The sequence below is a fragment of the Streptomyces pactum genome (assembly GCF_016031615.1).
GTDB lineage: Bacteria > Actinomycetota > Actinomycetes > Streptomycetales > Streptomycetaceae > Streptomyces > Streptomyces pactus.
In genome coordinates this window covers 6,436,166-6,461,168 of sequence record NZ_JACYXC010000001.1, presented here as the reverse complement: position 1 = coordinate 6,461,168, position 25,003 = coordinate 6,436,166, and the positions used below count along the sequence as shown (strand labels likewise).

Genomic DNA, 25,003 nt, shown 5'->3' with positions numbered 1-25,003 from the left:
CGGCCGGGGTCAGGCCTGGCCGCCGGTCCAGAAGTCCCACCACCTGGTGAGGATCAGCATGCCGATGGTGGCCAGCCACAGCACCGGCACCACCCAGTGGAACTCCAGCAGCCCGCGCTTGAGGCCGTCCGGCGCCGGCAGGTATCCGTGCTTGAGGTTGTAGCCGGTCACGTAGCAGAACATCACGATCGTGGCGGCCCAGGCGAGGCAGCACCACAGGCACAGCGAACCGATGACGTACAGCGACTGGTACTGCAGCCAGGTGCAGAACGCCACGCCGAACAGGCAGCCGGCGTTGAAGGTGAGCCAGTACCAGCGCGGGAACCGGGCGCCGGCCAGCAGCGACACCCCCACGCAGATCACGATGCCGTAGGCGACCAGCCCCAGCATCGGGTTGGGGAAGCCGAACGCCTCCGCCTGGTCGCTCTCCATGATGTTGCCGCAGGAGACGACCGGGTTGAGGCTGCAGCCGGGGGTGAAGATCTTGTCCTCGGCCGCATATTCGAGGATCTTGTTCTTGTCGAGGGTGATGACCCAGGACGCCAGCAGTCCGAGCGCACCGGTGATCACGAGCAGCAGCGCCATCGCGCGCCCGCTCCCGACCGCACGCGGCGCGCCGCCCTGTGCCTGGTCCGTGTCCACGCCGTCCACCAGTGTCGTCGCCATATCCCGTTCCGTCGCTCCCGCAGCCAGGCGGCGGAGCCGCACGTCCGTTAGCCGTAGCCCTGCCGGGCACGGTCATTGTGCCCCACGGCGGGGCCGCACGGCCGCCCCTCGGCGGCCATGCGTCATGGTGCCCGGCCGGGCGTTCGGTGGACATAAGGGCCGGGCGGTGCCGTCCGGCCCGGCGGCGGGGGCGAGTTGGCGTGCCGACGCCGGCCCGGTCGCGGTCGCCGCGCTCTGCGTGTCCCGCGGGTGAGCGGACGGCCACGGAGTTGACGGCCGGTGCCCGGCGGGCGGGCCGCCGGGGCGGGCGGCCCGCGGCCCCGGCGCCGGCCGGGGGCCGCCCGGCGGGGTCAGCCCAGCCGGGTGCGCACCTCGGTGACCAGGTCGGCGAGGGGCACCGGGCCCTGCTCCCCGGACTCCAGGTCCTTCAGCTGCACCACGCCCTCGGCCAGGTCCCGCTCGCCGGCGATCACGGCGAACCGGGCGCCGGAGCGGTTGGCACCCTTCATCGCGCCCTTCAGGCCGCGGCCGCCGAACGCGAAGTCGGTGGCGATCCCGGCCCGCCGCAACGCGGTGACCTGGCCGAAGAGCACCCGGCGGGCCTCCTCGCCGAGCGGCACCGCGTACACGCTGGTGGCGGCCGGCAGGTCCAGCTCGATGCCCTCGGCGGCCAGCGCCAGCACGGTCCGGTCCACGCCCAGCGCCCAGCCCACCGACGGCAGCGCGGGGCCGCCGATCATCTCCGACAGGCCGTCGTACCGCCCGCCGCCGCCGACCGCGGACTGCGAGCCCAGGCCGTCGTGGACGAACTCGAACGTGGTGCGGGTGTAGTAGTCCAGGCCGCGCACCAGCTTGGGGTCGTCCTCGAAGGCGACGCCGGCCGCGGTCAGCAGCTCGCGCACCTGGCCGTGGTAGGCGGTGCACTCCTCGCACAGGTGGTCGCGGAGCAGCGGCGCGCCGGTGAGCTGCTTCTGCACCGACTCCCGCTTGTCGTCCAGCACCCGCAGCGGGTTGATCTCGATCCGGCGCCGGGTGTCCTCGTCCAGGTCCAGGCCGCGCAGGAACTCCTGGAGCGCCGCGCGGTAGGCCGGCCGGCACCGCTGGTCGCCCAGCGAGTTCAGCAGCAGCCGGAAGTTCCGCAGGCCCAGCGAGCGGTACGCGTCCGCCGCCAGGATGATCAGCTCGGCGTCCAGCGCCGGGTCCTCGGCCCCGATGGCCTCCGCGCCGACCTGCGAGAAGTGGCGGTAGCGGCCCTTCTGCGGGCGCTCGTAGCGGTAGTAGGAGCCGGAGTACCAGAGCTTGACCGGCAGGTTGCCGGCCTTGTGCAGATTGGCCTCCAGCGCCGCGCGGAGCACCGAGGCGGTGCCCTCCGGGCGCAGCGCCAGCTCGTCGCCGCCCTTGGTGGTGAGGGTGTACATCTCCTTGGTGACGATGTCGGTGGACTCACCGACACCGCGGGCGAACAGCTCGACGTTCTCGAAACCGGGGGTCTCGACGTAGCCGTACCCGGAGCGCTTCAGCGGCGCGGCGATGGCCTCGCGAACCGCCAGGAAGGTGGCGGAATCGGGCGGCAGCAGGTCGTAGGTGCCCTTGGGGGCCTGGAAGGTACTCACGGAAGTTCTCGTCACATTCCTCGTCGCGGGGCGGCCGGCGGGGCGCCGCCCGGGAGGCCGGCGGCCACCTCCCGCAGATACGGGTTGGTGGCGCGCTCGCGGCCGATGCTGGTCTGGGGGCCGTGGCCGGACAGCACCACGGTCGAGTCGTCGAGCGGCAGGCACACCCGTGCCAGCGATTCGAGCATCTCGGCCATGTCACCGCCGGGCAGGTCGGTGCGTCCGATGGAGCCGGCGAACAGCAGGTCGCCCGAGAAGAAGACGGACGGGACGTCCGCCTGTTCGGGCAGCCGGAAGGTCACCGACCCCTTGGTATGGCCGGGCGCGTGGGCGACGGTGAGCTCCAGGCCGGCCAGCTCCAGCCGGGTGCCGTCGGCCAGTTCGTGCACATCGTCCGGCTCCCCCACGGTCAGCTCGCCCATCAGCGGCATGCCGATGGACCGGCCCAGCGCCTTCTCCGGGTCGCTCATCATGAACCGGTCGGCGGGGTGGATGTAGGCGGGCACGTCGTGCGCGCCGCACACCGGCACCACCGAGGCGACGTGGTCGATGTGGCCGTGGGTGAGGACGACGGCGACGGGCTTGAGCCGATGCTTGGCGATCGTCTCCTCGACGCCCTGGGCCGCCTGGTGGCCCGGGTCGATGATCACGCACTCCTCACCGGCGGCGGGGGCGACCAGGTAGCAGTTGGTCCCCCAGGCCCCGGCGGGGAACCCGGCAATGAGCACGATCGTCCTCTCACGGTCACCCCGTCGTCACGACGGGAGATCTCCAGCAGTGCCCAAGAGCCTACCGGCGCCGGTCCGCACCGGGCGAACCCGTATACGGTACGGCGAGGTGACCGGTCGAGCGTCAGGTGGAGGAACGATCCGGTGGTCAGCAACGACAAGCGGCGGCGGCAGCTCGCGCGCGAGAAGGCCGAACGGCAGGAGATGCGGCGCGAGGCGGCCCGGCGCAAGGTCCGCCGCCGCAACGCGGCGATCGCCGGGGTGATCGTGGTGGCGATGGGGGCCGGTGCGGCGGTGGCCGCGGCCGGCGCGCTCGGCGGCGACGGCGGCGGGAGCGACGAGCGCACGGAGCCCACGCCGACTCCCACCCGGTCCGAGCCGCCGATGGCCGTCGACACCAAGGCCCGGTACACGATGACCGTCAAGACCGACCGGGGGGACATCCGGATCGCCATGGACGCGGCGAAGACGCCGCGGACCGTCAACTCCTTCAAGAAGCTGGCGGACGAGGGGTACTTCGACCGCACCACCTGCCACCGCCTCACCACGCAGAACATCCATGTGCTGCAGTGCGGCGACCCGCAGGGCACCGGCATGGGGAACCCCGGGTACACCATCCCGGACGAGAACCTCGGCGGTCTGGGCAAGCCCGGCAAGGACGGCAAGGTCACCTTCCCCGCGGGCACCGTGGCGATGGCCAACACCAGCCGGCCGGACAGCGGCGGCAGCCAGTTCTTCCTGGTCTACAAGGACAGCCGGCTCACCCCCACCTTCACCCCCTTCGGGACGATGGACGCCGGCGGGCTGGAGACCGTGCGGAAGGTCGGCGCGGCGGGCGTCGCGGGCGGTGGCGGCGACGGCGCCCCCGAGCTGCCCGTGGCCGTGGAGAAGATCTCGGTCACCAAGGACTGATTGGGTCGCGCTGGATGCGGACAGCCGGGCCGCCGGTCGCCTATGTTGGCGTTGTGCAGAGTGCCTGCTGACGACGGCTGCCGCCCTGCACGATCACCGCACACCGGCCGCCGGCCGGTGTGACGGCAGCTCGTCGGACCGGTCGGGGCGCGGCCCCTGCCGGAGGAAACTGTGGACGATGCCCGCGGGCCGCGCGCCCGCCCGGCATCATGTGGAGGAGGCGCTGTGAGCAGCGACCCATGGGGCCGCGTCGATGAGACGGGGACCGTGTACGTGCGTACGGCGGACGGCGAGAAGGTCGTCGGGTCGTGGCAGGCGGGCTCTCCCGATGAGGCCCTCGCCTACTTCGAGCGCAAGTACGAGGGCCTGGTCGTCGAGATCGGCCTCCTGGAGCGCCGAGTCAGGACCACCGACCTGTCCGCCAAGGACGCGATGGCCGCCATCGAGCACCTGCGCACCCAGGTGGACGAGCACCACGCGGTCGGCGACCTGGAGGCCCTGGCCGAGCGGCTCGACAAGCTGGTGGCCGACGTGGAGTCCCGCCGCGAGGCGCGCAAGGCGGCCCGGGCCCGGCAGGCGGAGGAGGCCCGCAAGGCCAAGGAGGCGCTGGTCGCCGAGGCCGAGGAGCTGGCGGCCAGCGACCAGTGGCGGGTGGCCGGCGAGCGGCTGCGGGCCCTGGTGGACACCTGGAAGGGGCTGCCCCGGCTGGACCGGAAGTCCGACGACGAGCTGTGGCACCGGTTCTCGCACGCGCGGTCGGCGTTCTCCAAGCGCCGCAAGGCGCACTTCGCGTCGCTGGACGCGCAGCGCGAGGAGGCCCGCCGGGTCAAGGAGCGGCTGGTCGCCGAGGCCGAGGCGCTCTCCGGCTCCACCGACTGGGGGGCGACCGCCGCCCGGTACCGGGAGCTGATGGCGGAGTGGAAGGCGGCCGGCCGCGCCCAGCGGGAGGCCGAGGACGACCTGTGGAACCGCTTCCGCGGCGCCCAGGACGTGTTCTTCCAGGCCCGCAGCGGGGTCTTCGCCGAGCGGGACGCCGAGCAGCGGGAGAACCTCACCCGCAAGGAGGAGCTGGCCGCCGAGGCCGAGAAGCTGCTCCCGGTGACGGACCTGAAGGCGGCCCGGGCGGCGTTCCGCGCGATCAACGAGCGGTGGGAGGCCATCGGCCACGTGCCGCGGGACGCCCGGCCGAGGATCGAGGGCCGGATGCACGCGGTGGAGCGCGCCATCCAGGAGGCCGAGGAGGCGGAGTGGCGGCGCACCAACCCTGAGGCGCGGGCACGGGCCGCGGGCCTGACCGGTCAGCTCCAGGACGCGGTGGACAAGCTGCGCGGCCAGATCGACGCGGCCCGCGCGGCCGGCAACGACGCCAAGGCGGAGAAGCTCACCAAGGAGCTGGAGGGCCGGCAGGCGCTGCTGGACCAGGCGCTCAAGGGCCTGCAGGAGTTCGGCGGCTGACCGCGTCCGGCCCTCCGTGGCCGGCCGGCGGGCCGTACGGGAGCGGCCTCGGCACCGCGCGCACCGGAGGTGTGTCGCGGGCCGGGGCCGCTCCGGCGTTCTCGGCCAGGTCCAGCGCGTGCTTGAGGACCTCGCACGCCTGGATGTGGTTGCCGGACTCCTGGAGCAGCGCGGCCAGCCGCCGGCAGACCAGGACCGCCTCGGGCCCCTGCGTGGTGCGGGTGTGGTGGAACGCCTGCTCCAGGACCTCGATGGCCTCCCGGCTGCGGCCGGTGTCGGCGAGCAGCTCCGACAGCTCCAGCTGGACCGCGAAGGTGCTGCCCATGCCCCCGGGCGCCCGCTCGGTGAGCGCCAGCCGCAGCACCGGTAAGGCGTCCCGGTTGCGGCCGGCGGCGCGCAGCGTCCGGGCGAGGCCGAGCCCGGTGGAGACCATCGCGGCGCGCACCTCCGACTCCAGCACCGGTCCGGCCGGGCCGCGGTCGTCGGCCCGGGCCCGGTTGCGCACCAGCGGGAGGCGGCCGATGTCGTTCTCCTGGCTGCGCTGCGGCAGCGGCCGGTTCTTCGACCTCAGCCGCTCGCCGAGCACCCGGTACAGGGTGTCCAGGTCGATCAGCTCGGGCCCGTCGGGGAGGCCCTGCCGCAGGACGCCCAGCAGCTCCCCGGTGAAGGCGGTGTGCGGTTCGCCGTCCGGGGCGAGGGCCACCCGGTCCCGGGGGGAGGCGGTGAGCACATAGGCGCCGGCGACCGCCAGCTGGGCGGCGAGGGCGTCCCCGGAGCCGCTCAGCGCCCGGGCGGCCCGGCCGCTGAAACAGCAGTCGAGCACCACGATCCGGCGGCGGGCGCGGGAGGCGCGCACCGCCGCCCGCAGGTGCTCGTAGGCGACCGCGGTGTACCCGGCGTGCTCCCGCGACCCGTTCAGGCCGAGGTAGAGGTCGGCGGAGTCGGGGTCGCGCAGCCCGTGGCCGGCGAAGTACACCAGCAGGGTGTCCGACGCCGCCTCACCGGCCTGGTGGACCGGGTCGAGCATGGCCGCGGCGTCGGCCGGGTCCATGACCTGCGCGCAGTGCTCCCGGGGGAGCCCCCACAGCAGGGCGTCGCCGAGCGTGTCGGCGAGGTCGCGGAGGTTGGCGGCGACCGCCGGGAGCTGGTCCAGGTGCTGGTACGCGGCGGTGCCGATGAGGACCGCCCGGGAGGCGTCCGGGTCAGGCAGCCGGGTCATCGCCGCCGCGTCCCCCGCCGCCGCCGGCCCCGCCGTCGCCTGTGCCGGCACCACCGCCGCCGTTCCGCCCGGGACCGCCGTCGCCGTCACCACGTGCCCCCTCCTCCCTCGCCGCCGTCGTCCCCGCGTCCGCCGCCGCCGCGCCGGTCACCGCCGTCGGGCTCCCCGGCCCCGCCGTCGCCCCCGCCGTCGCCGGTGCCGGCCGGGGCCGGGGAGGTGTCCGGTGGGACGGTGCCGGCCGGGCCCGGGCCGGCTCCCTCCCCGAGCAGCGCCACCACGCGCCGTACGGTCTCCTCGTCGGCCGTGCCGTCGGCCGGGACCACCACCTCCACCCCGCCGCGGCGCAGGGTGAGCACCGGCCGGGTGCGCCGGGCGTCGCGCCACTGGAGGACGGAGACGACGAGCGCGCCGACGGACAGCCCGGAGCCGATGGTGAGCTGGAGGATGTCGAAACCGGCGCCCATCGCGCCCGGCTCCGGCGCCCGGTTGCCCCGTATCCGGCCGCGCACCCGGTCCCGGAGCGACTCGTCCCGGTCCAGCCAGCGCAGCAGGGAGCGCAGCTCGTCCTCGGTGTCCGCCGGGTGGTGCCGGTCGCCCACCGCCACCGTCACGGGCTCACCCATCCTCGCCGTACCTCCTTGTGTCCAGGTAGCTGTTGACCTGCGCGAACAGCGCCAGGGCGGGGCCGCCGGCGCCCAGCCGGGCCAGGCACACCCCGTGCCAGTAGCGGCTGGCCAGGGTCGTGGGGTGGGCGTCGCCGAGCGCGGCGGCGCACACCCGGGAGACCGCGGTGAGCACCCGCACCGCCTCCTGGAGCTCGCCGCGCTGGACCAGGCCGACCGCCTCCCGCAGCCGGGAGGTGGCGTTCTCCACCGTCATGCTGCCCATGACCACCTCGCGGGTGGCGTCGCTGAGGGAGAGCGGGGAGGTGATCGCGGCGGCCGGGCCGGTGACGGCCGGCTCCAGGTACTCGGGCTGGTCCCCCGCGCCGGGGAGGGCGGGCCCGGGCTCGGCGAGCAGGTGGAGGGCGTCCTCGCGCAGACAGCCCTGGACCAGTTCGGCGGCGCGTGCGGCCGTCCCCGTGGAGGCGGCCAGGGTGGTCTGGAGGTCGGCCGCGGTCTCCGGCCGGGTCTGCGGGTCGGCGGCGCACAACACGTCCACCAGGTAGGCGAGCCGGTCGGGGACGCGCATGTGGCCGGCGAGCTGGTTGCCGTACAGCTGCGGCACCTCGTCGTCGATGGCCCGCTCCACCAGCGCCCCCACGTCCTCCTGCGCTCCGCGCGGGGACTCGCCGGTGAGCATCAGGTACATGCACAGCCCGAGGCCGTACAGGTCCGAGCGGGGGCTGGGCGGCTCGCCGCGGATCACCTCGGGCGCCATGTAGCGGGGCGTGCCGACCAGGAATCCGACCCGGGTGATCGCGGTCTCCTCCACCAGCCGGGCGAGCCCGAAGTCCTGGAGGACCACCCGTCCGGACCGGGTGATGCGGACGTTGGACGGTTTGACGTCCCGGTGCAGCACGCCCGCGGCGTGCGCGGCGGCCAGCGCGGCGCTCATCCCGGAGGCGATCCAGCGCACCACGTCCGGCTCCAGCGCCCCGTACCGGTCCACCAGGCGTTGCAGCTCGACCCCGTCGAGCAGTTCCATCACCAGGTACGGGTGTCCGGCGGGATCGGACCCCGAGTCGTGCACCGCCACCACGTTGGGGTGGCGGATGCGGGCCAGGGCCTGCGTCTCACGGCGGAAGCGGGCCAGCTGCGGCCCGCCGTCGTCCGGGTCCTGGGGCGTGGGGAGGATCTTGACCGCCACCCGCCGGTCCAGCGCCGTGTCCAGGGCCTCGTGGACCACGCCCATGCCGCCGAGGCCGATCCTGCGCAGTAATCGGTACCTGCCGCCCAGCACCGCTCCCCGCTCCGGCATCCCCCGCCGCCCCTGTCAGCGCTGCCGGGAGGACGTCACCCGGTAGACGTCGTAGACGCCCTCCACCCCGCGGACCGCCTTGAGCACGTGCCCCAGGTGTTTGGGGTCGCCCATCTCGAAGGTGAACCGGGAGGTGGCGACCCGGTCGCGGGAGGTCTGCACGGCGGCGGAGAGGATGTTGACGTGCTGGTCGGACAGGACGCGGGTGACGTCCGACAGCAGCCGGGAGCGGTCCAGGGCCTCCACCTGGATGGCGACCAGGAAGACCGAGGACTGGGTGGGCGCCCACTCCACGTCGAGGATGCGCTCCGGCTGCTGCGACAGCGAGTCCACGTTGACGCAGTCGGCGCGGTGCACCGAGACGCCGCTGCCGCGGGTGACGAAGCCGATGATCGGGTCGCCGGGGACCGGGGTGCAGCACCGGGCGAGCTTGACCCACACGTCCTCGACGCCCTTGACCACCACGCCCGGGTCGGCGCTGGAGCGCCGCTTGCTGCGCCGGCGGATCGGCGGCGCGGACTCGGCGATGTCCTCGTTGGCCGCCTCGGCACCGCCCAGCGCCTGCACCAGCTTCTGCACCACGCCCTGGGCGGAGACGTGCCCCTCGCCGATCGCCGCGTAGAGCGAGGAGATGTCCGGGTACCGCATCTCGTGGGCGAGGGTGACCAGGGAGTCACCGGTCAGGATGCGCTGGATCGGCAGGTTCTGCTTGCGCATCGCCCGCACGATGGCGTCCTTGCCGTGCTCGATCGCCTCGTCCCGGCGCTCCTTGGAGAACCAGGCGCGGATCTTGTTGCGGGCCCGGGGCGACTTGACGAAGCCGAGCCAGTCCCGGGACGGGCCGGCGCCGACCGCCTTGGAGGTGAACACCTCCACCAGGTCGCCGTTGTCCAGGGTGGACTCCAGCGGCACCAGCCGCCCGTTCACCCGGGCCCCTATGGTGCGGTGGCCCACCTCGGTGTGGACCGCGTACGCGAAGTCCACCGGGGTGGCGCCCGCGGGCAGCGCGATGACGTCGCCCTTGGGCGTGAAGACGAAGACCTCGTTGCGGGACAGGTCGAAGCGGAGCGACTCCAGGAACTCGCCCGGGTCCTCGGTCTCCTTCTGCCAGTCCAGCAGCTGCCGCAGCCACGCCATGTCGTTGACGGTGTCGGTCTCGGCGCCCTTGCCGGACCGGCGCGGCACGTCGGTGCGCACCTTGGAGGCGCCGGCCACCGCCTCCTGCTTGTACTTCCAGTGCGCGGCGATGCCGTACTCGGCGCGGCGGTGCATGTCGAAGGTGCGGATCTGCAGCTCGACCGGCTTGCCGCTGGGCCCGATGACCGTCGTGTGCAGCGACTGGTACATGTTGAACTTGGGCATGGCGATGTAGTCCTTGAACCGCCCCGGCACCGGGTTCCACCGCGCGTGGATGGTGCCCAGCGCCGCGTAGCAGTCGCGGACGGTGTCGACCAGGACCCGGATGCCCACCAGGTCGTAGATCTCGGCGAAGTCGCGGCCCCGCACGATCATCTTCTGGTACACGGAGTAGTAGTGCTTGGGGCGGCCGGTGACGGTCGCCTTGATCCGTGCCGCCCTGAGGTCGCCCTGCACCTGGTCGGTGACGACGGCGAGGTACTCGTCACGCTTGGGCGCCCGCTCGGCGACCAGCCGGACGATCTCGTCGTACATCTTGGGGTAGAGGATGGCGAAGGCCAGGTCCTCCAGCTCCCACTTGATGGTGTTCATGCCCAGCCGGTGGGCGAGCGGGGCGTAGATCTCCAGCGTCTCCCGGGCCTTCTTCTCCTGCTTCTCCCGCTTGAGGTAGCGCATGGTGCGCATGTTGTGCAGCCGGTCGGCGAGCTTGATGACCAGCACCCGGGGGTCCCGGGCCATGGCGACGACCATCTTGCGGACCGTCTCGGCCTGGGCCGCCTCGCCGAACTTGACCTTGTCCAGCTTGGTGACGCCGTCCACCAGCAGCGCGACCTGGTCGCCGAAGTCGGCGCGCAGGGTGTCCAGGCCGTACTCGGTGTCCTCGACGGTGTCGTGCAGCAGGCCCGCCATCAAGGTGGCCGGGTCCATCCCCAGCTCGGCGAGGATGGTGGTGACCGCCAGCGGGTGGGTGATGTACGGGTCGCCGCTCTTGCGCTTCTGGCCGCGGTGCCAGCGCTCGGCGACCTGGTAGGCGCGTTCGATCTGCCGCAGCGTGGCGGCGTCGGCCTTGGGGTCGTTGCCGCGGACGATGCGCAGCAGCGGCTCCAGCACCGGGTTGTACGGGCTGGAGCGCTGGACGCCCAGGCGGGCCAGGCGGGCGCGCACCCGGTTGGACGACCCGCCGCGCGGCGCCGGGCCAGGGGGCGGGACGGGCGGCCGCGGGGGGCGGTGCGGCGCTCCGGGCGGACGGCTTCGCCGCCGGGGCGGGCGAACGCTCGGCCTCGCGGCTGCCGGTGGGCGGGTCCGTCCGCGCCGTGGCGTCGGCGGCGGTCGGCTCGTCCCGGTGCGCGGCGGTCAGCGGCTGGGCCTCGTCTGGCAAGAGCTCTCCTCACTGGGCCCCGCCCGGCCGGCGGCGGACGGGAGGGCGAAGGCCGGACCCGTGAAAAAAGGGGTCTGGGATGCCATGGTATCGATCCCGCCACAGACCTCGCCCGGCGGCTTTCGGGGGAACGCCGTGGGGCGGGCGCCCGGATGGTCTCCAGGCGCCCGCCCCATGGCGCGTTCGTGCCGGTCAGACCGTGATCAGCGCCTCCAGCGGGGCGTCGCGCAGTTCCGCGGCGAGTTTGCCGCGGCCGTCGAGGAAGCCCAGCTCCAGCAGGACCGCCAGGCCGGCGATCTCGCCGCCCGCGCGGCGGATGAGCTGGAGGGAGGCCTCGGCGGTGCCGCCGGTGGCGAGCACGTCGTCGATCACCATGACCCGGTCGCCGGGGGCGAGCGCGTCGGCGTGTATCTCGATCTCCGCGGTGCCGTACTCCAGGTCGTAGCTCTGCCCCAGGGTGGCGCCCGGGAGCTTGCCCGCCTTGCGCACCGGGACGAAGCCCAGCCCGGCGCGGACCGCGACCGGCGCGGCGAGGATGAAGCCGCGCGCCTCCAGGCCGACGACCTTGTCGGCGCGGTACCGCACGCACAGCTCGGCCAGCGCGCCGGTCAGCGCCGAGAAGGCCTCGGCGTCGGCGAGCAGCGGGGTGATGTCCTTGAACATCACGCCGGGCTTGGGGTGGTCCGGTACGTCCTTGATCCGGCCGAGCAGCATCTCCCTCAGGTCCGGCGTCTCACCGGCCACGGTGCTCATCGGCGCTTGCCCGAGGAGCGGCCGCGGCCCCGGCCGCGGGAGGCGGGCTGGCGGCGCGGTCCCACCACTCCGGCGGGGGTGTTGCCCTCGTGCTCGTCCGGCATGTCGTCGTCCTCCGGTTCTCCGTCGGGATCGTGCGGGGCTTCGGTGCCGGCCGTCCCGCCGCCCTTGGCCGCGAGCGCGGCCCGCCGGGCGCGCACCCGCTTGGCCAGCGCCTGCATCTGCGGATCGCGTTCCTTGAGGTCGGCGACGAGCGGGGTGGCGATGAAGATCGAGGAGTACGCGCCGGCCGCGAGGCCGACGAACAGGGCGAGCGAGATGTCGTTGAGCATGCCCGCGCCCAGTGCGCCACCGCCGATGAACAGCAGGCCGGCGACCGGGAGCAGCGCCACCACGGTGGTGTTGATGGACCGCACCAGGGTGGCGTTGAGGCTGCGGTTGGCGATTTCGCTGTAGGTGTGGCGGTTCTGCTTGGTGATGTCCCTGGACGCTTCCTTGAGACCGTCGAAGACCACGACGGTGTCGTAGAGCGAGTATCCGAGGATGGTGAGCAGACCGATCACCGTGCCCGGGGTGACCTCGAACCCGACCAGCGCGTAGACGCCGACGGTGATGGTGAGGTCGTGGATGAGGGCGATCAGTGCGGCCACCGCCATGCGCCATTCGAAGGCGATGGCGAGGTAGATGACCACAAGGACCATGAAGATCACCAGGCCCTTCCAGGCCTTGTTGGCGATCTCCTCACCCCAGCTGGGACCCACCAGCTGGGTGTTGATCCGGTCGGCGGACACGTCGAGCTTCTCGGCGATCGCCTCCTGGACCGGCACCGCGTCCTTGGTGTCCAGGTCACTGATCTGGATGCGCAGGGTGCCGTTGCCGAGCTTCTGGACGATGGCGTGGTGGCCGTCGGCCGCCTCTTCGGCGGTGTGCCGCGCCTGGTTGGCGGAGAGTTCGGTCTTGGGGGTGTTGAAGACCGCGCCGCCGGAGAACTCGATGCCCATGTTGAGGCCGCGCACCGAGAGGCCGACGATGGCCGTGATGGTGATCAGGACGGAGATGCCGTACCAGATCATCCGCTTGGCGACGAAGTCGTACCCGACCTCGCCTCGGTAGAGCCGGGCGCCGAGTGTGCCGAGCTTGGACATCGTCACGCCTCCTTCGGGTCGACGGGGGCGGAGGGACGGCGGCCGCGGCGCAGCGGGGGCTTGACGCCCAGGCGCCGGGGGTCCAGGCCGGACCACGGGTGTCCGCCGGCGAAGAACTTCGTCCGGGCCAGGATCGTCATCAGCGGCTTGGTGAAGAAGAACACCACCACGACGTCGAGGAGCGTGGTCAGGCCCAGCGTGAACGCGAAGCCCTGCACCTTGCCGACGGTGACGATGAAGAGCACCGCGGCGGCGAGGAAGGAGACGAAGTCCGACACCAGGATGGTGCGGCGGGCACGCGGCCAGCCGCGCTCCACCGCCGGGCGGAGCGTGCGGCCCTCGCGGATCTCGTCCCGGATGCGCTCGAAGTACACGATGAAGGAGTCCGCGGTGATGCCGATGGCCACGATGGCACCGCACACGGCGGGCAGGTTCAGCGCGAAGCCGATACCGGGGCCGAGCAGCGTCATGATCGTGTAGGTCAGGGCCGCGGAGACCGCGAGGCTGGCCAGCGCGACGAGCGACAGGCCGCGGTAGTACAGCAGCAGGTACAGCACGACGAGCGCGAGGCCGATGGCACCGGCGATCAGGCCGGCCTCCAGCTGCTCGCTGCCGAGCGCGGCGGAGACGGTGGTCTCGTCCACGATGTCGAAGGACAGCGGCAGCGCGCCGTAGGCGAGCACGTTCGCCAGGTCCTTGGACTCCTGCCGGGTGAAGTCACCGGAGATCTGCGACTTGCCGCCGGTGATCGGGTAGCTGACCTGCGGGTCGGAGATGACCTCGCCGTCCAGGACGATCGCGAACTGGTTCTGCGGCGGCTGCTGCTTGGACAGCTCGGTGGTGACCTCGGCGAACTGCTTGCTTCCCTTGCCGCTGAAGTCGAGGGAGACGATCCAGCCGGCGCCGCCCTGGCTGTCGTAGAGGGATTCGGCGCCGTCGATCTCGGTGCCGGCGACCTGCACCGGGCCGAGGATGAACTTGCGCGAGCCGTCCTCGTAGCAGGCGACGACCGAGTCCTTCTCGCTCGCGGCGGCGACCTTGTCACCGGCCGCGGCGCGGGACTTCGGGGTAGAGCAGTCCAGCGCCGCCAGCTGCTTGGACAGGTCGTCCTGCGCGGGCTGCTGGGTGCCGGGGTCGTCCTTCTTCGGCTCGTCCTTCTTCGGCTCGTCCTTCGCCGAGCCGGCGGGCTTGTCGGTGCCGCCGGGGGTGGGGGCGCCGGTCTCGTCCGCCTTGGGGGTCTCGTCGGCGGTCAGGCCTCGGTGACCGGGCGGCCCTGGGTGGTGGGGGGTGGAGGAGGGGGTGGTCGTGGCCCCGTCCTTGCCGTCCCCGGCCTTGTCCTGGCCGGCCTGGTCGCCGGCCTTTCCGGAGTCGGCCTCGCCCTCGTCGCCGGACTTGTCCTTGCCGTCGCCCTTGTCCTTGTCGCCGCGGTCACCGGCGCTCGGCGTGGGCTTCGGCTCGGGGGTCCGGGCACCGTCGGTGTAGGTGACCACCGGGCGGAAGAAGAGCTTCGCGGTCGTGCCGACCTGGCCCCGGGCCTGTTTCGCGTTCGTCCCCTTGGGGATGTTCACGATGATGTGCTTGTCGCCCTGGGTCTGGACCTCGGCCTCGGACACACCGAGGCCGTTCACACGGCGCTCGATGACGTTAACCGCGGTGTTCATGTTGTCCGAGTTGATCGCGTTGGGCTTGCCCGGCTCGTTCTTGGCCTCCAGCGTGAAGCTGGTGCCGCCCGCGAGGTCGATGCCCAGTCGCGGCGTGGTGTGACCGGAGGCGAACATGCCCACGGTGAGCGCCACGATCGCGATGAGGATCAGGGCCAACGGCCGCCAGGGCCTGCCCGGGCCCCCGGGGGACCTGCGGCCCTTCTTCGGTGCTGCCACCTTGTCGTATCTCCCTGTCCAACCGCCCGCGCCCACAGCGGTGCGCCGGGCGGCCACGAAGTGTTGTGGGGAACAGCCCCCGCCGGAGCCTTGGACCGTCCTTCAGCCGTGCCGCACCGAGCGGTGGGGCGGCACGGCTGACCTGCGGGGTTTACTTCGCGTCGCTGTCGCCCTTGCCGTCCTCGGGCCGCTTGGCGTCGGCGCCCGGCTTCGTGAGGTCGGTCTTGCCGGCCTCGGCGTCGGCGGAGCTGCCCGGGTCGGTCAGCGAGGAAGCGTCGTCGGGGACCACCGGGGTGTCGGAGTCGGTGTCGGTGGCCTCCGGGTCGATGCCGTGCACGATGCGGTTGTACTCGTCGTCGTCGAGGACGGCACCCACCGCGTTCTTGGCGTACACGGCGTGCACGCCGGGAGCGACTTCGAGGAGAACCGTGTCCTCGTGGACCTCCTTGACCGTGGCGTACATGCCGCCGATGGTCCGGACGCCGGAGCCCGGCTGCATCGACTCCCGCATCTGCACGGCCTGGCGCTGCTTGTTCTTGGCCGATCGGGTCATCAGGAACATGGCCCCGATGAGCACGATGAACGGCAGGAGAGTCACGATATTCACGGGACGGAGATTCCTTCGCACGGCCACCTGGCGGCGGCCTGGTCTACGGGGGTGGGTATGCCGGACCGGTACACGGACGGCATCGGCGGAGTCTAAGCGAGCCCGCACCTATGGAACAACGCCCAGCATGGCACCCGGGTTCCTGGCCGGACCAGTCTCCGCGCCGCCACCGAACGGTCACGACTCGAACAGGCCGGTCTGCGCGGCGCCCGTCCGCCCCGGCGGGGTGAGGCCGAGGTGCTCCCAGGCCGCCGGGGTCGCCACCCGCCCCCTGGGGGTGCGGGCCAGCAGCCCCTCCCGTACCAGGAACGGCTCGGCGACCTCCTCGACGGTCTCGCGCTCCTCCCCCACCGCGACCGCCAGGGTGGACAGCCCGACCGGGCCGCCGCCGAACAGTTTCAGCAGCGCGGTCAGCACCGCGCGGTCCAGCCGGTCCAGCCCGCGGCCGTCCACGTCGTACACGTCCAGGGCGCGGGCGGCGATCTCGGCGGTGATCATTCCGTCGGCCTTGACCTGCGCGTAGTCCCGGACCCTGCGCAGCAGCCGGTTGGCGATGCGCGGGGTGCCGCGGGACCGGCCGGCGATCTCCGCCGCGCCCGGGGCCTCGATCTCCACGTCCAGCAGCCGGGCCGAGCGGTGGATGACCCGCTCCAGCTCGGGGGCGGTGTAGAACTCCATGTGCCCGGTGAAGCCGAACCGGTCGCGCAGCGGCGGCGGCAGCAGTCCGGCCCGGGTGGTGGCGCCGACCAGGGTGAACGGCGGCAGCTCCAGCGGGATGGCGGTGGCGCCCGGCCCCTTGCCGACGATCACGTCGACCCGGAAGTCCTCCATCGCCATGTAGAGCATCTCCTCGGCGGGGCGGGACATCCGGTGGATCTCGTCGAGGAAGAGCACCTCGCCCTCGGTGAGCGAGGAGAGGATGGCCGCCAGGTCCCCGGCGTGCTGGATGGCGGGGCCGGAGGTGATCCGGATGGGGGCGCCCATCTCCGCCGCGATGATCATGGACAGGGTGGTCTTGCCCAGCCCGGGCGCCCCGGAGAGCAGTACGTGGTCGGCGGTGCCGCCGCGCTGCCGGGCGGCCTTGAGGACCAGGTCCAGCTGTTCCCGGACCCGCTCCTGCCCGACGAACTCGCCCAGGTCCTTCGGGCGCAGGGCCGCCTCGATCGCCTGGTCCTCGCCGTCGGCGGAGGAGGCGACCAGCCGCTGCTCGGCTCCGGCGTCGGTGTCGTCCCAGTTCATGGAGTGTCTTTCGGTACGGAGGTCCGGTCGGGTCGGGGGGCCGGCGGGCGCGGCCGGGGGTCAGCGGGCGCGGTTGAGGCTCTGCAGCGCGGCCCTGAGCAGCTGGGACACCTGCGGTGTGCCGCCCTCCGCGACCGCCGCCTCGGCCTGCGGGGCGACCGCCTCCACCGCCTCGTCCGCCTCCCGCCCGGCGTACCCCAGGCCCACCAGCGCGGCGGTCAGCTGGTCGCGCCAGCCGGGAACCCGGGTGGCCGCAGCGCCGGCCGCGGCCCGGCCGGTGCCGACGGGCTCGCCCAGCCGGTCCTTCAGCTCCAGCAGCAGCCGCTGGGCGCCCTTCTTGCCGATGCCCGGTACCGCGGTGAGCGCCTTCTCGTCACCGCCGGCCACCGCCAGGCGCAGCGCGTCGGGGGTGTGCACCGCCAGCATGGCCTGCGCCAGCCGGGGGCCGACCCCGCTCGCCGTCTGGAGCAGCTCGAACACCTGCCGCTCGTCATCGTCGGCGAAGCCGTACAGGGTGAGCGAGTCCTCCCGGACCACCAGCGAGGTGGCGAGCCGGGCGGGCTCGCCGACGCTCAGCCGGGAGAGGGTGGCCGGGGTGCACTGGACCGCCATGCCGACGCCGCCGACCTCGATGACGGCGGAGTCGGGTGCGAGGGCGGCCACCGGGCCGCTGACGAAGGCGATCATGAGGCGCCTCTCTGGGATCGGCCGTGCCGGGGGCCGGCGGGAACACGGACGGTGGAGGCCGGGGCCGCGCCGCGGGCGGCGGCCTGCTGGAGGCGGTGGGTGGCCGGGGCCCGCCAGATGTGGCAGATGGCCAGGGCCAGGGCGTCGGCCGCGTCGGCCGGCCTGGGCGGGGCGGCCAGCCGCAGCAGCCGGGTGACCATGGCGCCGACCTGCTCCTTGCCGGCCCGCCCGGAGCCGGTGACGGCCGCCTTCACCTCGCTGGGGGTGTGCAGGGCGACCGGGAGTCCGCGGCGGGCCGCGCAGAGCATGGCGACGGCGCTGGCCTGGGCGGTGCCCATCACGGTACGGACGTTGTGCTGGCTGAACACCCGTTCCACGGCGACCATTTCGGGGCGGTGCTCGTCCAGCCACGCCTCGATGCCCTGCTCGATCAGGACCAGCCGTCGCGGGGTGTCCTCCTCCGCGGGGGTGCGGACCACGCCGACCCCGAGCATCCGCAGCGGACGGCCGGCGGCCCCCTCCACCACGCCGATGCCGCACCGGGTCAGCCCCGGGTCCACGCCCAGCACCCGCACCCGCCCCTCCTTCGTTCGCTCACCGACCCGTGCAGGCTATCGAGTGCCACCGACAACGCACGGGGCCGGCCTTCCGGGAGGGGCGTGAGCGGCACCGTCGGGGGGTGGTGGCCGGGCCGGCCGGCGGGCGTGTCGCGCCGGGCCTTCGGCCCGCGGAGGCTCCACAGCGCGGCTCGGCCGGGGGCGCCGACGGTCTCCGGCCCCTTGCTGGGCCGCCCCCGGGGCCCGGCCGGAACCGGGCCGCCGCCGGAACCGGGCCTCACCAGCTCGGGAACCGGGCCCCCGTCAGCTCCGGGCGGCTGTCAGCCGACCTTCTCCATGACGTCGTCACTGACGTCGAAGTTGGCGAAGACGTTCTGCACGTCGTCGCTGTCCTCCAGCGCGTCGATCAGCTTGAAGATCTTGCGCGCACCCTCCTCGTCCAGCTGGACCTGCATGGTCGGGACGAAGTTGGCGTCGGCCGAGTCGTAGTCGATGCCGGCCTCCTGGAGTGCGGTGCGCACCGCCACCAGGTCGGTGGCCTCGCTGATGACCTCGAAGGTCTCGCCCAGGTCGTTGACCTCCTCGGCGCCGGCGTCCAGCACCGCGCCGAGCACGTCGTCCTCGGTCAGCTCGCCCTTGGGGACGATGACCACGCCCTTGCGGTTGAACAGGTACGAGACCGAGCCCGGGTCGGCCATCGAGCCGCCGTTGCGGGTCATCGCCACGCGCACGTCGGAGGCGGCGCGGTTGCGGTTGTCGGTCAGGCACTCGATGAGCACCGCCACGCCGTTGGGGCCGTAGCCCTCGTACATGATGGTCTCGTAGTCGGCGCCGCCGGCCTCCAGGCCCGCGCCGCGCTTGACCGCGCTGTCGATGTTCTTGTTGGGGACCGACTGCTTCTTCGCCTTCTGGATGGCGTCGTACAGCGTCGGGTTGCCCTCCGGGTCCGCGCCGCCCATCCGCGCCGCGACCTCGATGTTCTTGATGAGCTTCGCGAAGAGCTTGCCGCGCTTGGCATCGATCACGGCCTTCTTGTGCTTCGTCGTAGCCCATTTAGAGTGGCCGGACATCCGCCTGTCTCCTTCGCGTTACCCACTTCGAAACGAACGTCTGCGATCCTACCGGGATCTCGCCCGGCCGCGGCCCCGCCCGTCGCCCCCGGCGGCCCGCCCGGTGTGTTCTCCCCGGCCCCCGGCCGCCGTGCGCCGGGGGGGCGGGAGAGGCTCAGGCGGCGGCGTCGCGCACCATCTCCACGAAGAGCCCGTGCACCCGGTGGTCGCCGGTCAGTTCCGGGTGGAAGGACGTGGCCAGCACGTTGCCCTGCCGGACCGCGACGGCGTGTCCGCCGTAGTCGGCGAGCACCTCCACCCCGGCGCCGACCGACTCCACCCAGGGGGCTCGGATGAAGACGCCCTCCACCGGCCCGCCGTCGATCCCGGCGACGTCGATCGCGGCCTCGAAGGATTCGTTCTGCCGCCCGAAGGCGTTGCGGCGCACGGTCATGTCGACGCCGCCGACCGTCTCCTGGTCGTCCCGGCCGTCCAGGATCTTCTCCGCGACCATGATCATGCCGGCGCAGGTGCCGTAGACCGGCAGCCCGGCCCGGACCCGCTCGCGCAGCGGCCCGAGCACCCCGAAGACGGTGGCGAGCTTGGACATGGTGGTGGACTCCCCGCCCGGTATCACCAGGCCGTCCACCTCGGCGAGTTCCTCCGGGCGGCGGACCGGACGGGCCAGGGCGTCGGCGGCGGCGAGCGCGACCAGGTGTTCACGGACGTCGCCCTGGAGGGCGAGCACTCCGATGGTGGGGGTGCCACGGGTGGCGGACACGGCAGGACCTCTCGGAACGTGACGGGGGCGTCCCGCCGGCGACGGGCGGCGGCGGGACGGTGACGGACGACGGTGGCGGGGCCGGTGCGGGTGGCGGCCCGGGGCGGGGCCGGGCCGGGCCGCGGCCGCCGCGTACGCCCGCGGCGGCGCCGGGACCTCCGCGGCGGCCGCGCCCGGGCGCCGGCGGGCACGGGCGACGCCGGTGGCCGGCGCCCGGCCGACCGGGGGCGCCCGGCCGGGAAACGGCGGTCGCGGGAACGGGCGGCCGGCGGCTCGGCGCACGGCACGCCCGGTCCCGGCCGGGTTCACCAGCCGCGGTTGGCGTACCGCTCGGCCTCGGGGAGGGTGTCGCAGTTGATGCCGACCATGGCCTCGCCCAGGTTGCGGGAGGCGTCCGCGATGATCTTCGGGTCGTCGTAGAAGGTGGTGGCCTTCACGATGGCGGCGGCCCGCTTGGCGGGGTCGCCGGACTTGAAGATGCCCGAGCCCACGAAGACGCCCTCGGCGCCCAGCTGGCGCATCAGCGCCGCGTCGGCCGGGGTGGCGACGCCGCCCGCGGAGAACAGCACCACCGGGAGCTTGCCCAGCTCGGCGACCTCCTTCACCAGCTCGTACGGGGCGCGCAGCTCCTTGGCGGCGGCGTACAGCTCGTGGTTGTCGTAGCCGCGCAGCCGGGCGATCTCGTTCTTGATCTGGCGCAGGTGGCGGACCGCCTCCACGACGTTGCCGGTGCCGGCCTCGCCCTTGGAACGGATCATGGCCGCGCCCTCGGCGATCCGGCGCAGCGCCTCGCCCAGGTTGGTGGCACCGCAGACGAAGGGGGTGGTGAAGGCCCACTTGTCGGAGTGGTTGACCTCGTCGGCCGGGGTGAGCACCTCGGACTCGTCGATGTAGTCCACGCCGAGCGACTGCAGCACCTGCGCCTCGACGAAGTGGCCGATGCGGGACTTGGCCATCACGGGGATGGAGACGGCGTTGATGATGCCCTCGATCATGTCCGGGTCGGACATCCGGGCCACGCCGCCGTCCTTGCGGATGTCGGCGGGCACCCGCTCCAGGGCCATGACCGCCACCGCACCGGCGTCCTCGGCGATCTTCGCCTGCTCCGGGGTGACGACGTCCATGATCACGCCGCCCTTGAGCTGCTCGGCCATGCCGCGCTTCACGCGGGCGGTGCCGGTGGCGGGAGCCTCGTCGGAGCTGGGCGTGGTGGGGAGCGTGTCGGACACGGTGAGACCTCGCTTGATGAAGATGTGCGCTGGGAGCGGCTTGCCGCCTCGGCGGGCGGCCCGTCGCCAACCGTCCCAAGCCCCCGCCAGGACCTGCATCGGTCCAGGTCACCGGGGGTGACGGCTACGGAAGAGACGAAACCGCGCGCGGACGTGTCACGACAAGGGCCAATTCGGGGCGGGTGGCCCGTCATGACCCCCGGGCCGGGGGCCACCGGGTCCGGTGAGGCGGCCGCGGCCGGTGCTCGGGGCCGTGGTGGACCGGCCGGGTGGCCGCGGCCGGGCCGCGCGGGGCCGGGCCGCCGCACCGGGCCGGCGCGGTGCGCGGCGGGGACCCGCCCGGGGACGGCGGGGCCCGCCGGATTGCCCATCCGGCCCCGGCGGCTCAGGAGGATCGCTCCACCAGGGCCGCGGGCGGCTCATCGTCCATCTCGAAGGCCAGCGGGAAGGGGGCGTGCCCGGCCAGCCGGAAGAGCCGTACCGTGCGGTGGGTGCGCAGCGCCCGGGCCGAGCGCACCGCGTCGTTGTGGAACCGCCGGGCCATCGGCACCCGCCGTACCGCCTCCGCCAGCTCGCCCAGCGCGCCCTCGCCGCCCGGCGCCTGCTGGACCGCCTCCACCTGGGTCTGCTCGGCGAAGACCGCCCGCAGGGTCTGGCTCAGCTCGCTCTCCGCGACCTCGCGGTGCTCCTCCTCCGCCTGCCGGGCGGAGTGCGCCGCCTGGTAGAGCACCATCGACGCCGCCGGGTCCAGCACCCCGGCGGTGGCCAGTTCCTGGGCGACCGAGGCGCGGCGCAGCAGTTGGGCGTCGAGCGCGGCGCGGGCCGCGTCCAGCCGGCTGTGCAGCCGGTCCAGCCGGCCCGCCGTCCAGCTGAGGTAGACGGCCACGAGGACGAGGGCGACCGCGATCCAGATCAGAGTGCTCACGCCGCGTTACGGTATCGCCTGCCGCGCGGGCCGCCGGACCGGCCCCGGCCCGGCGCTCCCCCACCGGAGTCCGCTCCGCGTCCGCGCCCCGCCCCGCGGGGCCCGGCGCCACCGTCCGCCGGCCCGTCCGTCCACCGGCCCCGGCGGACGGACGGGCCCGATCCCGGGTGCCTCACGGCCCGCGGCCCCCGGCCGGGCGGTCGCGGGTCCGTCACCCCGGCGGGAGCCCAGGTGTCCCCGGGCGCGGACCCGGCGGCACCGGCCGCGGCGGGTCACTCCCGCCCGTTGCCCCACCGGCTCCACAGCCGGGTCCGCTCGTCGGTGGCGACCGAGGCCGCGCCGGCGGTCACCGTCTCGTACACCGCCAGGATGTCCGCCCCGACCGTGGACCAGTCGAACCGGCGCACATGGCGCCGCCCGCGTGCGCTCAGCTCGGCCCGGCGGGCCGGGTCGCCCAGCAGCCGCAGCACCGCGGCGGCGAGCGCGTCGGCGTCGCCGTTGGGGAAGAGTTCGCCGGCCTCGCCGCCGTCCAGCACCTGGGTGAAGGCGTCGAGGTCGGTGGCGAGCACCGGGGCCCCGGCGGACATCGCCTCGACCAGGATGATGCCGAAGCTCTCACCGCCGGTGTTGGGCGCCACGTACAGGTCCACGCTGCGCAGCAGCCGGGCCTTGTCCTCGTCGCTGACCATGCCGAGGAACTCCACCTGGCCGCGCATCCCGGGCGGCAGCCCGGCCACCGCCTCCTGCTGGTCGCCGCGGCCGGCCACCAGCAGCCGGGTGCCGGGGCGCTCGGCGAGGATGCCCGGCAGTGCGCGCATCAGCACCGGGAGCCCCTTGCGCGGTTCGTCGATCCGCCCGATGAACCCGACCACCGGGGCGTCCTCCCCGGCCGCGCGCCACTCCGGGCGGGGTTCGGCGCGGCCGAAGAAGTCCACGTCCACGCCGTTGGGGATGACCACGGCGTCGCCGCCCAGGTGTTCCACCAGGGTGCGCCGCGCGTACTCGCTCACCGCGATCCGGGCGCTGATCTTCTCCAGCGCCGGCTGGAGGATCGGGTAGGCGGCGATCATGGCCCGGGAGCGCGGGTTGGAGGTGTGGAAGGTGGCCACGATCGGGCCCTGGGCGGCCCAGCAGGACAGCAGGCCGAGCGAGGGCGAGGCGGGCTCGTGGATGTGGATCACGTCGAAGGCCCCCTCGTGGAGCCAGCGGCGTACCCGGGCGGCGGAGAGGAAGCCGAAGTTGAGCCGGGCCACCGAGCCGTTGTACGGCACCGGTACGGCCCGGCCGGCGGAGACCACGTAGGGCGGCAGCGGGGTGTCGTCGTCCGCCGGGGCCAGCACCGACACCTGGTGGCCGCGCCGGACGAGGTGCTCGGCCAGGTCCCGGATGTGGAACTGGACGCCGCCGGGCACGTCCCAGGAGTACGGACAGACGATCCCGATCCTCACCGCCGGCCCCCTCCCGCGGGTCCGGGACCGCCCGGCCCCGCCGTGCCGCCCCGGCCGGCGGCCGGCGCGAGGTCGGACAGCCACAGCGGCTGGAGCATGTGCCAGTCCTGCGGGTGCTCGGCGATGCCGGCGGCGAAGACGTCGGCGAGGGCCTGCGTCATCACGGCGGCCCGCTCGGCGCGGGTGCCCTCCCCGGGCACCTCGATCGGCGGGTGGACCCGGCCGCGCATCACCGGGCTCCGGTCGTACCAGAGGGTGACCGGCAGCAGCAGCGCGCCGGTCTGGACGGCGAGCCGGGCCGGACCGGCCGGCATCTTGGTGGTCTCGCCGAAGAACTCCACCTCCACGCCGGAGGCGGACAGGTCGCGGTCGGCGACCAGGCAGACCAGGCCGCCCGCCCGCAGCCGGCGGGCCAGCGCGCCGAACGCGCTGCCACCGGTGTGCGGCAGCACCTCCATGCCCAGCCCCTCGCGGTAGGCGACGAACCGGTCGTACAGCGACTCGGGCTTCAGCCGCTCCGCCACGGTGGTGAACGGCACGCCCAGCTTCGTGGTCACCCAGGCGCCGGCCAGGTCGTAGTTGCCCATGTGCGGCAGCGCCAGGATCACCCCGCGCCCGGCGGCGAGCCCGTCCACCAGGTGGTGCACGTCGTCCGGCACGAAACCGCCGTGGATCCGCTCCCGGCTCCAGGCGGGGAGCCGGAAGGACTCCATCCAGTACCGCAGGTAGGAGCGCATGCCCTCGCGGGAGAGCCGGGCCAGCCGCTGCGGCGAGGCGTCCGGGACCACCCGGGCCAGGTTGGCCTCCAGCCGCCGCACGCCCGCGCCGCGCCGCTTCCAGGTCCGGTCGGCGATCTCCCGCCCCAGACGGACCGCGACCGGTTCGGGGAGCTTCTTGACCGTGGCCCAGCCCAGCCCGTAGAGGCCGTCGGTCAGCCGCTCCCTCACCGCGTCTCGCCCCCGCGGACCGCGGGCTCGGTCCGCCCGTCGGCCTCGGCGGCCTCCCGGCGCACGGTGACCACCCGCTGCACCAGGGTGACGAAGCTGCCCACCGCGACGATCCACAGGGCGATCGGCAGCAGGATGTCGATGTGCGGCACCCCGAACTTGTGCAGCCCGGAGAATCCGCAGGCCACCAGGGAGATGACCAGCCGCTCGGCGCGCTCCACCAGGCCGTTGACGTTCACCGGCAGCCCGATGGCCTCGCCGCGCGCCTTGGTGTACGACACCACCTGGCCGCTGGCCAGGCAGAAGATGGCGACCGCGCAGAGCACCTGGTCGTCCCCACCACCCGCGTACCACAGCGCCAGACCGCCGAAGATCGCCCCGTCGGCCACCCGGTCCAGCGTGGAGTCCAGGAAGGCGCCGAACCGGCTGGAGCGGCCGAGCTGGCGCGCCATGTTCCCGTCGACCAGGTCGGAGAAGACGAAGAGCGTGATGGTGACCGTCCCCCAGAAGAACTTCCCCTGGGGGTAGAAGACCAGCGCGCCCGCGACCACACCGCCGGTACCGACGAGGGTCACCGCGTCCGGACTGACGCCGAGGCGGATGAGCAGGGCGGCGAACGGTGTGAGAACACGCGTGAAGAAAGCACGCGCGTACTTGTTCAGCATGGCCTTCCCGAAGTGTCGAAACGAGCCGGGTGGTCGATGGGCCACCGGCTGGCCCATCGTAGT

General features: G+C 73.6%; 23 protein-coding genes. 2 read left to right on the top strand and 21 right to left on the bottom strand.

Annotated elements, in window-relative coordinates; translation table 11 throughout:
* Window positions 1-9 precede the first annotated feature (9 nt).
* From IHE55_RS25545 to IHE55_RS25535, 3 genes are all read right to left on the bottom strand, one after another.
* Entirely contained in the window at window positions 10-666 is a 657-nt protein-coding gene (locus tag IHE55_RS25545; RefSeq protein ID WP_197991174.1) for a vitamin K epoxide reductase family protein, read from the bottom strand.
* Window positions 667-1,016: 350 nt separating this feature from the next.
* A complete protein-coding gene (gene hisS, locus IHE55_RS25540; RefSeq protein ID WP_197991173.1) occupies window positions 1,017-2,279 on the bottom strand; it encodes a histidine--tRNA ligase in 1,263 nt (420 codons plus the stop codon).
* An 11-nt stretch (window positions 2,280-2,290) separates the two neighbouring features.
* The gene (locus IHE55_RS25535) at window positions 2,291-3,007 is read right to left on the bottom strand and encodes an MBL fold metallo-hydrolase (protein WP_197991172.1); all 717 of its coding nucleotides are present in this window, start codon (window positions 3,005-3,007) and stop codon (window positions 2,291-2,293) included.
* Between the two features lie 144 nt (window positions 3,008-3,151).
* On the opposite strand from IHE55_RS25535, the gene IHE55_RS25530 reads away from it, so the two are divergent.
* Together IHE55_RS25530 and IHE55_RS25525 are read left to right on the top strand one after the other, a co-directional pair.
* Entirely contained in the window at window positions 3,152-3,919 is a 768-nt protein-coding gene (locus IHE55_RS25530) for a peptidylprolyl isomerase (RefSeq protein ID WP_197991171.1), read from the top strand.
* Between the two features lie 225 nt (window positions 3,920-4,144).
* Window positions 4,145-5,374: a DUF349 domain-containing protein gene (locus IHE55_RS25525; protein WP_197991170.1), complete on the top strand. Its 1,230-nt coding sequence runs from the start codon at window positions 4,145-4,147 to the stop codon at window positions 5,372-5,374.
* Here the strand turns inward: IHE55_RS25525 and IHE55_RS25520 are convergent.
* The 18 genes from IHE55_RS25520 to pgsA form a co-directional block, all read right to left on the bottom strand.
* Window positions 5,346-6,686 (bottom strand): caspase family protein, encoded by a 1,341-nt coding sequence (locus IHE55_RS25520; RefSeq protein ID WP_197991169.1) that lies wholly within the window; start codon window positions 6,684-6,686, stop codon window positions 5,346-5,348. The two genes, IHE55_RS25525 and IHE55_RS25520, sit on opposite strands and share 29 nt — an antisense overlap.
* Window positions 6,680-7,216: an effector-associated constant component EACC1 gene (locus IHE55_RS25515; RefSeq protein ID WP_197991168.1), complete on the bottom strand. Its 537-nt coding sequence runs from the start codon at window positions 7,214-7,216 to the stop codon at window positions 6,680-6,682. Before IHE55_RS25515 ends, IHE55_RS25520 begins: the two co-directional genes overlap by 7 nt.
* A complete protein-coding gene (locus IHE55_RS25510) occupies window positions 7,209-8,513 on the bottom strand; it encodes a serine/threonine-protein kinase (RefSeq protein WP_197991167.1) in 1,305 nt (434 codons plus the stop codon). Before IHE55_RS25510 ends, IHE55_RS25515 begins: the two co-directional genes overlap by 8 nt.
* A 15-nt stretch (window positions 8,514-8,528) precedes the next feature.
* Window positions 8,529-10,814: a RelA/SpoT family protein gene (locus tag IHE55_RS25505; protein WP_307826818.1), complete on the bottom strand. Its 2,286-nt coding sequence runs from the start codon at window positions 10,812-10,814 to the stop codon at window positions 8,529-8,531.
* Between the two features lie 406 nt (window positions 10,815-11,220).
* Window positions 11,221-11,781, bottom strand: coding sequence for an adenine phosphoribosyltransferase (locus IHE55_RS25500; RefSeq protein WP_197991166.1), 561 nt, complete (start codon window positions 11,779-11,781; stop codon window positions 11,221-11,223).
* Window positions 11,778-12,926 carry a protein translocase subunit SecF gene (gene secF, locus IHE55_RS25495; RefSeq protein ID WP_197991165.1) on the bottom strand — a complete coding sequence of 383 codons (1,149 nt, stop codon included), beginning with the start codon at window positions 12,924-12,926 and terminating at the stop codon, window positions 11,778-11,780. The genes IHE55_RS25500 and secF overlap by 4 nt, the downstream gene beginning before the upstream one ends.
* 2 nt (window positions 12,927-12,928) lie before the next feature.
* Window positions 12,929-14,806, bottom strand: coding sequence for a protein translocase subunit SecD (gene secD, locus IHE55_RS25490; protein ID WP_197991164.1), 1,878 nt, complete (start codon window positions 14,804-14,806; stop codon window positions 12,929-12,931).
* Between the two features lie 151 nt (window positions 14,807-14,957).
* On the bottom strand, window positions 14,958-15,413 hold the full coding sequence (yajC, locus tag IHE55_RS25485) for a preprotein translocase subunit YajC (protein WP_197991163.1): 456 nt from the start codon (window positions 15,411-15,413) through the stop codon (window positions 14,958-14,960).
* 177 nt (window positions 15,414-15,590) lie between these two features.
* A complete protein-coding gene (ruvB, locus tag IHE55_RS25480; RefSeq protein ID WP_197991162.1) occupies window positions 15,591-16,652 on the bottom strand; it encodes a Holliday junction branch migration DNA helicase RuvB in 1,062 nt (353 codons plus the stop codon).
* A gap of 60 nt (window positions 16,653-16,712) precedes the next feature.
* Window positions 16,713-17,339, bottom strand: coding sequence for a Holliday junction branch migration protein RuvA (gene ruvA, locus IHE55_RS25475; protein WP_197991161.1), 627 nt, complete (start codon window positions 17,337-17,339; stop codon window positions 16,713-16,715).
* The gene (ruvC, locus tag IHE55_RS25470; protein ID WP_197991160.1) at window positions 17,336-17,914 is read right to left on the bottom strand and encodes a crossover junction endodeoxyribonuclease RuvC; all 579 of its coding nucleotides are present in this window, start codon (window positions 17,912-17,914) and stop codon (window positions 17,336-17,338) included. The genes ruvA and ruvC overlap by 4 nt, the downstream gene beginning before the upstream one ends.
* A 302-nt stretch (window positions 17,915-18,216) precedes the next feature.
* Window positions 18,217-18,966: a YebC/PmpR family DNA-binding transcriptional regulator gene (locus tag IHE55_RS25465; protein WP_197991159.1), complete on the bottom strand. Its 750-nt coding sequence runs from the start codon at window positions 18,964-18,966 to the stop codon at window positions 18,217-18,219.
* A gap of 154 nt (window positions 18,967-19,120) precedes the next feature.
* Complete coding sequence (pdxT, locus tag IHE55_RS25460) at window positions 19,121-19,726, bottom strand: pyridoxal 5'-phosphate synthase glutaminase subunit PdxT (protein WP_197991158.1); 606 nt, start codon at window positions 19,724-19,726, stop codon at window positions 19,121-19,123.
* 305 nt (window positions 19,727-20,031) lie between these two features.
* Window positions 20,032-20,955, bottom strand: a complete 924-nt coding sequence (pdxS, locus tag IHE55_RS25455) for a pyridoxal 5'-phosphate synthase lyase subunit PdxS (RefSeq protein WP_197991157.1) — start codon at window positions 20,953-20,955, stop codon at window positions 20,032-20,034.
* A gap of 385 nt (window positions 20,956-21,340) precedes the next feature.
* Window positions 21,341-21,880 carry a hypothetical protein gene (locus IHE55_RS25450; RefSeq protein WP_197991156.1) on the bottom strand — a complete coding sequence of 180 codons (540 nt, stop codon included), beginning with the start codon at window positions 21,878-21,880 and terminating at the stop codon, window positions 21,341-21,343.
* Between the two features lie 272 nt (window positions 21,881-22,152).
* Window positions 22,153-23,328, bottom strand: coding sequence for a glycosyltransferase family 4 protein (locus IHE55_RS25445; protein WP_197991155.1), 1,176 nt, complete (start codon window positions 23,326-23,328; stop codon window positions 22,153-22,155).
* Window positions 23,325-24,275, bottom strand: a complete 951-nt coding sequence (locus IHE55_RS25440; RefSeq protein ID WP_197991154.1) for a phosphatidylinositol mannoside acyltransferase — start codon at window positions 24,273-24,275, stop codon at window positions 23,325-23,327. The genes IHE55_RS25445 and IHE55_RS25440 overlap by 4 nt, the downstream gene beginning before the upstream one ends.
* Entirely contained in the window at window positions 24,272-24,997 is a 726-nt protein-coding gene (gene pgsA / locus IHE55_RS25435) for a phosphatidylinositol phosphate synthase (protein ID WP_372442727.1), read from the bottom strand. Before pgsA ends, IHE55_RS25440 begins: the two co-directional genes overlap by 4 nt.
* Window positions 24,998-25,003: the final 6 nt, after the last annotated feature.